The sequence below is a fragment of the Pantoea rodasii genome (genome assembly GCF_002095465.1).
GTDB classification, from domain to species: domain Bacteria; phylum Pseudomonadota; class Gammaproteobacteria; order Enterobacterales; family Enterobacteriaceae; genus Pantoea; species Pantoea rodasii.
On the sequence record NZ_MLFP01000005.1, the window covers coordinates 316,849 to 329,791 of the forward strand.

Here is a 12,943-nt window from a genome sequence, read left to right on the forward strand (position 1 = left end):
AGATTCATTTCATTGCCGCGTGATTCGCTTGGCGACCTTATCCTGTGGGTCAGCACCTTGAATTATTCGGGTATAGCTACTTACTTGATTGCTGTGTGTAGTGCATGCGCGGACGATCGACGTTGGCCCAGGACAGCTCTTTTTCTAGATGATAGCTGTGATTGCCGTCGTCCCACTTCACGTAATAGCCGGTTGCCGCATCTCCCTGTTCAAAGACGTTGACGATCTCGCCTCTGATTTCTCCCGATTTGTGCTTAACAATACTGCCCTTGGGATATCTGAACATGGGTATTCTCCTTTTCGCCCGGCATCTTTCGCACCGTGGCGGCGTTGGCTGCGCCTGCTAACCCCAGTCACTTACTGATGTAAACTCCTGGGGATTAGCAGGCTTGCCGCCTTGCCACAGCACGAAATCTTTGGGCTGACTGCGGTGCTGATTAAACGGGCTTACTGCGGTGCCGGCTGACTACGGTGCTGATTGACCGGGCTAACGGGGGTGCCGGTTGGACATAAAATCTTTGCTACACGAGCGAGTCTACCGCAGGGTATGCCTAATAAACGCACAATGAGTATCATTATTTTGTCGCAATTTTATGCATTGACGCAGATCGCGACGTATTTGGATGCAACTTTGCCGCAGACTCAGAGGGTTAGAGGTTTCATAAACAGGACGGCTCCTTTATCATCCCTGTACTTATTTTCAGGCAACTGCCAAGACGGATCTCATGTATCAACCAGTCGCGTTATTCATCGGTTTGCGCTACATGCGTGGACGTGCCTCAGACCGCTTCGGTCGCTTCGTCTCCTGGCTTTCCACTATCGGCATCACGCTCGGCGTGCTGGCGCTGGTGACGGTGCTGTCAGTGATGAACGGCTTCGAGCGTGAGCTGGAAGGCAATATCCTCGGCCTGATGCCGCAAGCGTTGGTCACCAGCGATAAAGGCAGCATCAATCCGCAGCAGGTGACGGCGGAGAGCCTCAAATTGCAGGGCGTGACGCGCGTGGCACCGTTGACCACCGCGGATGTGGTGCTGCAGAGCGCGCGCAACGTCTCGGTGGGCGTGATGCTGGGCATCAATCCTGACGAACAGGATCCGCTGACGCCGTACCTCGTCAATACTCAACAAAGCGTACTGCAACCAGGCCAATACAATGTGATTCTCGGCGAACAGCTGGCCTCTCAGTTAGGTGTGAAACGTGGCGATCAGCTGCGTCTGATGGTGCCGACGGTGAGCCAGTTCACGCCGGTCGGGCGTTTACCAAGTCAGCGTATCTTCACGGTGGCGGGGACTTACGCCGCCAACAGCGAAGTCGATGCCTACCAGATTTTGGTGAACCAGCAGGATGCCTCACGCGTGATGCGCTATCCGCTGGGTAACATCACCGGCTGGCGTTTGTGGCTGGAGAAACCGCTGAATGTGGATGCCTTCAGCGAACAGAAACTGCCGGATGGCCTGACGCTGAAAGACTGGCGCGAGCGCAAAGGCGATCTGTTCCAGGCGGTGCGCATGGAAAAAACATGATGGGCCTGCTGCTGAGCCTGATCATTGCGGTAGCGGCGTTTAACATCATTACTTCACTCGGCCTGCTGATCATGGAAAAGCAGGGCGAAGTGGCGATTCTGCAAACGCAGGGCTTAACCCGTCGACAGATTGTCGCGGTGTTTATGGTGCAGGGCGCCAGTGCCGGCATTATCGGCACCTTGCTCGGTACGCTGCTCGGCGTGCTGCTCGCCAGCCAGCTGAACAATTTGATGCCGGTGATTGGCCTGTTCCTTGATGGTGCGGCGCTACCGGTTGATATCAATGTCTGGCAGGTGGTCACTATTGCGCTGGTCTCAATGATCGTTGCGTTGCTCTCTACCCTTTATCCGTCATGGCGCGCTGCCGCCGTTCAACCCGCTGAGGCTTTACGTTATGAGTAATACCCCTTTGTTGCAGTGTCGTGACCTGTGCAAACGCTATCAGGAAGGCAGCGTGCAGACCGATGTGCTGCGCAATGTGGCTTTCAGCCTGCAGCCAGGCGAACTGACAGCCATCGTTGGCAGCTCCGGTTCGGGTAAAAGTACCTTGCTGCACTTGCTCGGCGGCCTGGATGCGCCAACCTCGGGCGACGTGGTGTTTGACGGCAAATCACTGAATGCCATGTCGTCTGCGGCTAAAGCCGAACTGCGCAACCGTGAACTCGGTTTTATCTACCAGTTCCACCATTTATTGCCAGACTTCACGGCGCTGGAGAACGTGGCGATGCCGTTGTTGATTGGCAAAACCGCCAAAGCCGAAGCTTCCTCACGTGCGCTGGAAATGCTGGCAGCGGTAGGGCTGGAAAAACGTGCCGCACATCGTCCTTCTGAGCTGTCAGGCGGTGAGCGTCAGCGTGTGGCGATTGCGCGCGCGTTGGTCAATCGTCCGCGTCTGGTGATGGCAGATGAACCCACCGGTAACCTGGATGCGCGTAACGCCGATGCGATTTTCAAACTGCTGGGTGAACTCAATCAGCAGCAGGGCACCGCATTTCTGGTGGTGACGCACGATCTGAACCTGGCTAAACGTTTAAACCGTCAGATGGAGATGCTCGACGGTCAGCTGAGCGAACATCTGACGCTGGGAGCCATCTGATGGGTTCGTCATTATCCCTGCTGCTTGGATTGCGCTTTAGTCGCGGTCGGCGGCGCGGTGGTATGGTCTCACTGATCTCCATCATCTCGACGATCGGTATCGCCCTCGGTGTCGCCGTGTTGATTATTGGCCTGAGTGCAATGAACGGTTTTGAGCGCGAGCTGAATAAGCGCATTCTGGCCGTGGTACCGCACGGTGAGATCGAACCGGTGAATCAGCCTTTCCGCAACTGGCAACCGATGATTGCACCGATTGAAAAAGTGCCGGGCATCGCGGCAGCGGCGCCTTACGTTAACTTCACCGGTTTGATTGAGAGCGGCGCGAAGATGCAGGCGCTGCAGGTGAAAGGTGTCGATCCGCAACAGGAATCACGCCTGAGCGCCTTGCCGAGCTTTGTCGATGGCGATGCATGGCAGCAATTTGGCGCGGATAAGCAGCAGATCATCCTGGGTGGTGGTATTGCCAAATCACTCAACGTGAAGCAGGGCGATTGGATCACCATCATGATCCCCAACAATGACGGAGAGAATAAGCTGCTGCAGCCGAAGCGTATTCGCCTGCAGGTGTCGGGTATTCTTCAGCTCAGCGGGATGCTGGATCACAGCCTGGCGCTGGTACCCCTGGCGGATGCGCAAAAATATCTTGATATGGGTGACAGCGTCAGCGGCATTGCGCTAAAGATGAGCGATCCGTTCCAGGCGCAAAAACTGGTGCGCGATGCCGGTGAAGCCACTCACTCCTACGTCTATATTAAGAGCTGGATTGGCACTTACGGTTACATGTATCGCGATATCCAGATGATCCGCGCGATTATGTATCTGGCGATGGTGCTGGTGATTGGTGTGGCCTGTTTCAATATTGTCTCAACGCTGGTGATGGCGGTGAAAGACAAGAGCAGCGATATTGCGGTGCTGCGCACGCTGGGTGCCAAAGATGGCCTGATCCGCGCCATCTTTATCTGGTATGGCTTGCTGGCTGGATTGCTCGGCAGCATCAGCGGCGTCGTGGTGGGTGTGCTGGTGGCGCTCAACCTAACGCCAATCATCCGTGGACTGGAGCAGGTTACCGGCCATCAGCTGCTGGCGGGGGATATCTACTTTATTGATTTCCTGCCCTCGGAGCTGCACTGGATTGATGTGATTTCGGTGCTGGTGACCGCTATCCTGCTCAGCCTGATTGCCAGCTGGTATCCGGCACGGCGTGCCAGCCGTATCGATCCCGCTCGCGTTCTCAGCGGGCAATAAAGATATAAAACGCAGCCGCCTTCGCGGCTGCGCACATTTTCAGCGTCTGTGGCATGCAGCCGTCATGCGTAGCCGCTATTATCGGGAACCATTAACCCGAGCTAAACACCCGACATGCGGTGATAACCACCGCAGCATAAGGAGCCTTTATGCGCATACCGCGCCGCCGCCTACGACTCGCCCGCGACAAGAAAAATCGCCGCAAAGTGCACCAGCGCTTTCGCCAGCGCATCTTTGAACGCGATCGCAAAGCTGAACTGGCTGCGCATCCGCAACCACGCGTGGTGGTGCTGACCGGTGCAGGCATTTCCGCTGAGTCGGGCATCCGCACCTTCCGCGCGGCGGATGGTTTGTGGGAAGAGCATCGGGTAGAAGATGTCGCCACACCAGAAGGCTTTCATCGCAATCCAGACCTGGTGCAATCCTTCTACAATGCGCGCCGCCGTCAGTTGCAACAGCCGGAAATCCAGCCTAACGATGCGCACAAAGCGCTGGCCGAAATGGAACAGGTATTAGGCGATAACTTCCTGCTGGTGACGCAAAACATCGATAATCTGCACGAACGCGCCGGTAGCCAGCGCGTGCTGCATATGCACGGTGAGTTGCTGAAAGTGCGCTGTGAGAGCAGTGGCCAGGTGCTGGAGTGGACAGAAGATGTCACGCCAGACGATCGCTGCACCTGCTGCCAGTTCCCGTCCAGACTGCGTCCTCATGTAGTGTGGTTTGGTGAAATGCCGCTGGGCATGGAAGAAATTTATCAGGCGATTGAGAAAGCGAATCTGTTTATCGCGATTGGCACGTCGGGCCACGTTTATCCTGCCGCTGGTTTTGTGCATGAAGCAAAACTACAGGGTGCGCATACCGTTGAACTCAATCTGGAACCGAGTCAGGTGGGCAATGAGTTTGCGGAAAGCCAGTATGGTTTAGCCAGTGAAGTGGTGCCGGATTATGTGCATACGTTTTTGCGCGGACTGTATAAGTAAGGCGATAACTGGTTAAGCAATTCGCGCTGAGAACGCTAACCTGAAGGATAATGATTTGACGCAACATGGCGCGGTTCAAGCGCCATGATAATAACGCAGGTTCTTTAGAGGGATGACAAATGGATCAATTACTTGAGCGTTTTCTCAGTTATGTGGCAGTAGAAACCCAGGCAAAACCGCAGGCGCGTCAGGTGCCGAGCAGTGAAGGGCAGTGGACGCTGGCGCGTCAGTTACAGGAAGAGCTGATCGCACTGGGATTTGTCGATGTTTCCTTAAGTGACCATTGCTGCGTGATGGGCACGTTGCCCGCCAACGTTGACTGGCCAACGCCGGTGATTGGCTTTATCTCGCATATGGATACCTCGCCAGATTTCACCGCCAAAAATGTCAATCCACAGATTATCGAAAATTATCGCGGCGGCGATATTGCGCTGGGCAACGGCGATGAAATTCTTTCGCCGGTGATGTTCCCCATTCTGCATAGGCTGATTGGCCACACGCTGATCACTACCGATGGCAAAACCCTGCTGGGTGCTGATGACAAAGCCGGGATTGCGGAAATCATGACGGCGATGGCGCGTCTGGTGAAGGACGATATTCCGCACGGTGCTATCCGCGTGGCGTTCACGCCGGATGAAGAGATTGGTCGCGGGACTTCGCACTTTGACGTGGAAGGATTTGCGGCGGATTGGGCTTACACCATCGATGGCAGCGATCTCGGCGAGTTTGAATTTGAAAACTTCAATGCCGCCACCGTGATGGTGAAAATCACCGGAAATAACGTGCATCCCGGTAGCGCGAAAAACGTGATGGTCAACAGCCTTGACCTTGCCATGCGCTTTCATGCAGAGCTGCCTGCGCAAGAAAAACCCCAGTTTACCGACGGCTACGAAGGCTTTTTCCATCTGCACACCATCAAAGGCACGGTTGAGCACGCCGAATTGATGTATCTGATTCGTGACTTCGATGCTGATAGCTACGAAAAGCGTAAACAGCTGCTGCTGGACATTGGTGAGCGTATCAGCAAAGGGCTGCAACACGAATGCTCGGTGAAAGTGGAAATCAGCGACAGCTATCGCAACATGCGAGAAAAGGTAGAGCCGCATCCGCAGATCATTGAGCTGGCGCTGCAGGCGATTCGCGATTGCGGAATTGAACCGGTGGTGAAGCCGATTCGTGGCGGCACCGATGGCTCAGCGCTGTCATGGAAAGGATTGCCCTGTCCAAACCTGTTTACCGGTGGCTATAACTATCACGGCAAACACGAGTTCGCGTCACTGAATGTGATGTCGCAGGCGGTGGATGTGATTGTGCGCTTGTCAGCGCTGGCAGCAGAGAAGAAATAACATGAAAAAGGCCTGCTCAGCAGGCCTTTCATCAACATATCTCTGCGTATCTGTCCGCGTCAATCTGGCTGCAGACATGCACGCTAAATCGCGCCGCCATTAAAAGGCGCGATTTAGCGCAACAAATTACTCGCCAAAGAACCAATAGCCGCTGTTTACCAGTGCAGCAAGCTGTGCCAGCAGCGACGGATCGTCCAGCGCGTCACCGAAATCTTCCAGCGTCAGCACCTGATTGTGTGCCAGTGCCGCCAGCACTTCTGGATGGCTGCACGCCACGCGCTCTCCGTTCACAAACACCGCATCGCCCAGCGTTAACACACGCAGTCCGCCGAGGCGGGTCAACGCATCACCTTGCTGCAGCGCATCGTAAATCTCATCGGGCTGATACGGCGGCTCCGGTGGCGCGATATCCAGTTCGTGGCGTGACTGCGAGATGAATTCGCCAAACCATTGATTGAACTGCTCAGGCTGATTAATCACATCCAGCATGACCTGACGAATCCCTTCCACTTCAGAAGGCAGGATCTGTGACGGGCACTCACGCGACGGTACGTCCGGATCGCTGAAACGGTAGCTGCCCAATTCATGCGCCAGCATATAGTCGGCGAAACCGCTGATCAGCTCTCGGCCATTTGGCGCACGGAAGCCCACCGAATAGTTGATGGCATTTTCCAGTGAATACCCTTCGTGCGGGAATCCTGGCGGGATATACAGAATGTCGCCAGGCTCCATCTCTTCGTCGATGATGGCGTCAAACGGCTCAACCTGCAGCAGATCGGGATGCGGGCAGTGCTGTTTCAAGGGCACTTTCTCGCCAACACGCCAGCGGCGACGGCCGGTGCCCTGAATGATAAACACATCATACTGATCGAAATGCGGACCTACGCCGCCGCCCGGCACGGCAAAGGAGATCATCAGATCGTCCATGCGCCAGTCAGGCAGGAAACGGAACGGGCGCATCAGCGCGGCAGAAGGTTCATGCCAGTGGTTAACCGCCTGTACCAGCAGCGACCAGTTGCTTTCACCGAGATGATCATAGCTTTCAAATGGACCATGGCTAACCTGCCATTTGCCGTTGTTATGGCTCACCAGGCGGCTATCCACCTCGTTTTCCATTGCCAGACCCGCAAGCTCATCAGGAGAAATAGGATCAATGAAGTTTTTAAAACCACGCTTGAGCACCACCGGGCGTTTTTGCCAGTAGCGCTGAATAAAGTCGGGCCAATTGATATCGAGCTGATAGTCCATACGAGTGTTCCGGTTAGGGCCATGAATGCAGGCAAGTATAACAGCCCGCAGGCCTTTCTACTCGCGGTGATGTTCAACTTCCTGACGCTGGAAAATCACTTCCATGCGGGCACCACCCAGCGGACTGGTGGTGGCGATTACCTGACCGGCATACTGTTCGAGGATGTCACGCACCACCGCTAAACCCAGGCCCTGGCCCGGACGCAGCGTATCGGCACGCTGCCCACGCAAAAAGATTAAGTCACGTTTACTCTCTGGGATGCCGGGGCCGTCATCATCAATAAACAGGTGCAGCGCTTTATCCGTTTGCCGTGCGCTGACCTCGATAAATTCCAGGCAGTATTTGCAGGCGTTATCCAGCACGTTGCCCAGCACTTCCATAAAGTCATTTTGGTCGCCGATAAAGGTGAGTTCAGGCGAAATATCCAGCGTAATGTCCACTCCCTTACGCTGATAAACCTTGTTCAGTGCCGAACACAGACTATCGAGTAAACCTGAGACCGAATGCAAATCGCGTTGCAGCGGATTATGGTCGGCCTGCATGCTGGCGCGATGCAGGTAATAACCGATTTGTTGCGATATGCGGCTGATCTGCTCCAGCATCACCGGCTCAGCCTGTTCAACGGTGAATTCTTTGCCGCTGCGCAATGAGCGTAGGGTGCTCTGCAATACCGCCAACGGGGTTTTCAGGCTGTGGGTTAAATCAGAAAGCGTGGTGCGATAACGGGTGTAGCGCTGACGTTCATTGGTCAGCAGCAGGTTGAGGTTGCGCACCAGACTGCGTAACTCCTGCGGCGGATGATCATCAAGATTCTCGCGATGACCGGTTTCCAGTTCGCGCACTTGCGCGGTCAAATGGCCGATCGGGCGCAGGCTCCAGTGCGCTGCCAGCCACAGCAGCGGAATCACTAACAACAGGTTCGCCGCCAGCACGTAGCTAAACCATGACCACACCACATCCGAATGCTGAAGCTCCTGGGGAATAGAATCCACTACCACGATAGTCAACGCGGGCAGGTTAGTGGTGGCATCGTAGCGGTTCACGGCGACCGAGTGGGTAAAGGTATCGTTATCGTCGCTGTCTAATTGGTGCAGCCGCTCTTTCACTTCAGAGTTATTGCCGATTGCCGCCAGGCTGGTGCGGTTCGTTGTGTCGATCTCATAAAAGTCGGGCTTGAGCAGCCATTCGCGGCGAATATTGTTGCGAATTTCTGGCACGTCACGCTGTTGCCACAGCAGTTTGCCATGTTCATCGTAGATGAAGACCAGCGTGGGGAAATTGAGCGTCATACGCTCTGGCTGAGCAATGGTGAGTTTACTGTTTTGCCATTGTGCCAGGGTAAAGAACAGGTTGCTCTCACCGCGCATCACGCGATAAGTATTTTTATCAAAGCTCACCACGTAGCCGACTACGGCAACCATGCCGTAGGAGAGCGACAAAAACAGCACAATCGCGGCGGTCGCCAGTAAAAAGCGGGCGCGTAATGAGAAAGGGCGTAAGCGACTTAACCAGGTCATAAATCAGAGATCAAAGCGATAGCCCTGCCCACGCACCGTGTTAATCACTTCGGTCGGATGGAGTGCGAGAATTTTTTTGCGCAGGCGTCCCATCAACACGTCGATGGTGTGGCTTTCACGCAGTTCGGCATCCGGGTAAAGCTGCAACATCAGCGAGTCTTTACTGACGACTTTCCCGGCGTTGCGGATCAGGGTTTCCACGATCGTATATTCAAAAGCGGTGAGTTTAACCGGTGCATCATTGACGGTGACTTCGCGGCGCGACAAATCCACCTGGAACGGCGGCATGGCGATAATTTGCGAAGCATGTCCACTGTTACGGCGCATTAATGCCTGCAAACGCGCAGACACTTCTTCAATATGGAAAGGTTTGGTGACGTAGTCATCGGCACCGGCTTCCAGCGCTTCCACCTTGGCCTGCCAACCTTCACGTGCCGTCAACACCAGGATGGGTTGACGCACTGCATCACTGCGCCAGCGGCGGATCAGCGACATGCCATCTTCATCAGGCAAGCCTAAATCGACCAGGGCAATGTCTGGAACGTGCTCCTGAAGAAAATAATCGGCCTCTTTGGCATCTTCGGCGGCATCCACCTGATGACCCATCTCGCGCAACTGCACCGCGAGATGATGGCGCAGCAGGGCATTATCTTCCACAACCAGAACACGCATAGTATTTCCTTAACTTCCCACTCAATGATGGGAAAAAGTATATGCGAAGTCGGCTAAACCGCAGAGCAACATAATAAGAGCGCGCCGTTGCGCGCTCTTATTTTGGCTTACTTCAGTTCATCAACCATCTGAATGGCGCGACCGAGGTAATTGGCCGGTGTCATCTGTTTCAGTCGCACTTTTTCTTCTTCTGGCAGTTCCAGGCTGTCGATAAACGCCTGCATGCCGGCAGCATCAACCCGCTTGCCGCGCGTCAGCTCTTTCAGCTTCTCGTATGGCTTTTCAATGCCGTAGCGACGCATCACGGTCTGGATCGGCTCAGCCAGCACTTCCCAGTTGTGATCCAGCTCGTCCAGCAGACGGTCGCGGTTCACTTCCAGCTTAGAGATACCTTTCAGCGTGGCCTGATAAGCGATCAACGCATAACCCACGCCCACGCCGAGGTTACGCAGCACGGTGGAGTCGGTCAGGTCGCGCTGCCAGCGAGAAACCGGCAGTTTGCTCGCCAGGTGTTGCATCACCGCATTCGCCAGACCGAGGTTGCCTTCGGAGTTTTCGAAGTCAATCGGGTTCACTTTGTGCGGCATGGTGGAAGAGCCGATTTCACCGGCAATCGTCTTCTGCTTGAAGTGATTCAGCGCAACGTAGCCCCAGACATCACGGTCAAAGTCGATCAGGATGGTGTTGAAACGTGCGACGCAATCGAACAGCTCAGCGATGTAATCGTGCGGCTCAATCTGCGTGGTATACGGGTTCCAGGTGATACCGAGCGAGGTGACAAACTGCTCGCTCAACTGATGCCAGTCCACTTCCGGGTAGGCAGCAATGTGGGCGTTGTAGTTACCCACCGCACCATTGATTTTGCCCAGCACTTCGATTTTGCTCAGCTGGCGCAGTTGACGCTCCATGCGGTAAGCGACGTTGGCCATCTCTTTACCCATAGTCGACGGCGTAGCGGGCTGACCATGTGTACGCGACAGCAGTGGAATATCACGGTATTCCAGTGCCAGACCTTTTACGGCATCAATGATTTTGTTCCAGTACGGCAGGATCACGTCGCGACGAGCGGTTTCCAGCATCAGTGCATGGGACAGGTTATTGATATCTTCAGAGGTACAGGCGAAGTGGATGAACTCTGACACCGCGTGCAGCGCAGGCACATCGGCCACTTTTTCTTTCAGGAAGTACTCAACCGCTTTTACATCGTGGTTGGTGGTGCGTTCGATGGTTTTAATGCGCGCCGCGTCTTCTTCGCTGAAATTCGCGACAACAGCATCAAGGTAAGCGTTTGCGTCAGCATCAAATGCAGGAACTTCCTTGATCTCTGCGGTCGCGGCCAATTTCTGTAACCAGCGAACTTCAACCTCAACGCGGAATTTCAGCAAACCGTATTCGCTGAAAATGGCGCGCAGCGGGCTGACTTTATCGCCGTAACGGCCATCGACAGGTGAGACGGCGGTCAGAGAGGATAATTCCATCAGTGCAACTCCTGAATCGTTAACAAATAAGGGCAGGGGGGCGCTTAATACGCCGGACCCAGCCGGGATAAAATGGTTTTGGCTTCACGCAGCAGACGCTGGCGTGAAAACATTAACTGCAAGCGGCCACCGCCAACCTGCTGCCATAGCACCGCAGCGCGAATACCGGCCAGAAGGGCGGCGCGCACTTTGCTTTGCACTTGAGAGTTCTGCAAAACCTGTGGCGAACCGGTGACCTGAATACGCGGACCCAACGGGCTAATGACATCGACATAAATGCCAGCCATGGCGCTAGTGATGGTTTCTGATTCCAGCTCATAATGCGCCAATTGCCGATCCAGCTGTGCAATACGCTGTGAGAGCGTGTTTAACGCCGCGCTGTTACCATGCAGTTTGCGTTCCAGCACCATCATGCTCAGGGTGTAACGGGTCAGTTCCGCGCCAGCACCCTGACGGCTGCCGCTGTTCAGCACCGCCATTAAGGATTCCAGCCCCAGCTGCAGATTCGCTTCATCGTTACCAAACACCGCCAGCGTTGAGCCAGGATTGAGGTCCAGCAAACTGCGCAGCGACACATTCAGCGCTGCCGTATTGCACGATCCCTGATGTGCTAATTGCTGCACTAAATGGGCAGCCTGGCAAACACCCGCCAGCGCGAGTGTAATCTCATGATAGTTCTTAGCCACGCTTAACTCCTGTCATCGCGCCGGCAGAGCCGACCTCAGGCTTCTGCCAATGGCAGGCGCTGTTCAATAATGCCGCCGCCGAGGCAAACATCACCCAGATAAAATACGGCCGACTGGCCAGGCGTGACGGCCGCAACCGGCTCGTCAAAACGCACTTCAATACGCTCGCCATCGAGCGGGATAATTTCACACGGAATATCGGTCTGGCGATAACGGGTTTTCACCGTGCAGCGCAACGGTGCCGTCATCATTTGGCGATCGACCCAATCCAACTGCTGAGCAATCAGACCAACAGACATCAGGCGTGGATGTTCCGCACCCTGAGCCACCACCAGACGATTGCGCGCCACGTCTTTATCCACCACGTACCAGGGATCGTCGTTGCTCTCTTTGCGACCACCAATCCCCAGTCCTTTGCGTTGGCCCAGGGTGTGATACATCAGACCCTGATGCTCACCGACAATTTCACCGTCAACGGTTTCGATTTCGCCCGGTTGTGCAGGTAAATAGCGGCCAAGGAAGTCGCGGAATTTGCGCTCACCGATAAAGCAGATACCGGTCGAGTCTTTTTTCTTCGCGGTGATCAAATCCAGTTCTTCGGCGATACGGCGTACTTCTGGCTTTTCCAACTCACCGACCGGGAACAGGCTTTGTGCAATCTGCTCATGGCTCAGCGTGTAGAGGAAGTAGCTCTGATCTTTATTGCCGTCGAGGCCGCGCAGCAACTGGCTGCTGCCATCCACATCGGCACGGCGCACGTAGTGACCGGTGGCGATAAAGTCTGCGCCGAGATCGTCAGCCGCGAATTCGAGAAACGCTTTGAACTTGATTTCTTTGTTGCACAGAATATCAGGATTTGGCGTACGGCCCGCTTTGTACTCTTCCAGGAAGTGTTCAAACACGTTATCCCAGTACTCAGCGGCGAAGTTGATTTTGTGCAGTTTGATGCCGAGTTTGTCACACACGGCTTGTGCGTCAGCCAGATCATCAGCGGCGGTGCAATACTCCTCACCATCGTCTTCCTCCCAGTTCTTCATGAACAGGCCTTCAACCTGGTAGCCCTGCTGCTGCAGTAACCAGGCGGATACGGAAGAATCGACGCCGCCGGACATTCCGACGATCACTTTTTTCTGGCTGTTGTCAGACATGA

11 protein-coding genes and 1 pseudogene are annotated in these 12,943 nt (G+C 54.9%); 5 read left to right on the plus strand and 7 right to left on the minus strand.

Translation table 11 applies throughout. The features are described from left to right. Positions 1 to 76: 76 nt before the first annotated feature. Positions 77 to 286 (minus strand): hypothetical protein, encoded by a 210-nt coding sequence (locus HA45_RS09880; protein ID WP_038647560.1) that lies wholly within the window; start codon positions 284 to 286, stop codon positions 77 to 79. 439 nt (positions 287 to 725) lie between these two features. Here HA45_RS09880 and lolC point away from each other — a divergent pair. The 5 genes and pseudogenes from lolC (at position 726) to pepT (ending at position 6,191) form a co-directional block, all read left to right on the plus strand. After that, positions 726 to 1,924, plus strand: a pseudogene (lolC, locus tag HA45_RS09885) (lipoprotein-releasing ABC transporter permease subunit LolC). After that, positions 1,917 to 2,618, plus strand: a complete 702-nt coding sequence (gene lolD / locus HA45_RS09890) for a lipoprotein-releasing ABC transporter ATP-binding protein LolD (protein ID WP_100702818.1) — start codon at positions 1,917 to 1,919, stop codon at positions 2,616 to 2,618. Before lolC ends, lolD begins: the two are co-directional and overlap by 8 nt. Beyond that, positions 2,618 to 3,862: a lipoprotein-releasing ABC transporter permease subunit LolE gene (lolE, locus tag HA45_RS09895; RefSeq protein ID WP_100702819.1), complete on the plus strand. Its 1,245-nt coding sequence runs from the start codon at positions 2,618 to 2,620 to the stop codon at positions 3,860 to 3,862. Before lolD ends, lolE begins: the two co-directional genes overlap by 1 nt. Positions 3,863 to 4,011: 149 nt before the next feature. Next, entirely contained in the window at positions 4,012 to 4,845 is an 834-nt protein-coding gene (gene cobB, locus HA45_RS09900; RefSeq protein WP_100702820.1) for a Sir2 family NAD+-dependent deacetylase, read from the plus strand. Positions 4,846 to 4,964: 119 nt separating this feature from the next. Continuing rightward, on the plus strand, positions 4,965 to 6,191 hold the full coding sequence (pepT, locus tag HA45_RS09905) for a peptidase T (protein ID WP_100702821.1): 1,227 nt from the start codon (positions 4,965 to 4,967) through the stop codon (positions 6,189 to 6,191). 126 nt (positions 6,192 to 6,317) lie between these two features. Here the strand turns inward: pepT and HA45_RS09910 are convergent, their stop codons facing one another. The 6 genes from HA45_RS09910 to mnmA form a co-directional block, all read right to left on the minus strand. After that, a complete protein-coding gene (locus tag HA45_RS09910) occupies positions 6,318 to 7,439 on the minus strand; it encodes a ribosomal protein uL16 3-hydroxylase (RefSeq protein ID WP_100702822.1) in 1,122 nt (373 codons plus the stop codon). Between the two features lie 57 nt (positions 7,440 to 7,496). Next, the gene (gene phoQ, locus HA45_RS09915; protein ID WP_100702823.1) at positions 7,497 to 8,957 is read right to left on the minus strand and encodes a two-component system sensor histidine kinase PhoQ; all 1,461 of its coding nucleotides are present in this window, start codon (positions 8,955 to 8,957) and stop codon (positions 7,497 to 7,499) included. Positions 8,958 to 8,960: 3 nt separating this feature from the next. Further along, a complete protein-coding gene (gene phoP / locus HA45_RS09920; RefSeq protein ID WP_100702824.1) occupies positions 8,961 to 9,629 on the minus strand; it encodes a two-component system response regulator PhoP in 669 nt (222 codons plus the stop codon). A 107-nt stretch (positions 9,630 to 9,736) separates the two neighbouring features. Continuing rightward, on the minus strand, positions 9,737 to 11,107 hold the full coding sequence (gene purB, locus HA45_RS09925) for an adenylosuccinate lyase (RefSeq protein WP_100702825.1): 1,371 nt from the start codon (positions 11,105 to 11,107) through the stop codon (positions 9,737 to 9,739). A 44-nt stretch (positions 11,108 to 11,151) separates the two neighbouring features. After that, entirely contained in the window at positions 11,152 to 11,793 is a 642-nt protein-coding gene (gene hflD / locus HA45_RS09930; protein WP_100702826.1) for a high frequency lysogenization protein HflD, read from the minus strand. Positions 11,794 to 11,828: 35 nt separating this feature from the next. After that, complete coding sequence (gene mnmA / locus HA45_RS09935) at positions 11,829 to 12,941, minus strand: tRNA 2-thiouridine(34) synthase MnmA (protein WP_100702827.1); 1,113 nt, start codon at positions 12,939 to 12,941, stop codon at positions 11,829 to 11,831. Positions 12,942 to 12,943 lie beyond the last annotated feature (2 nt).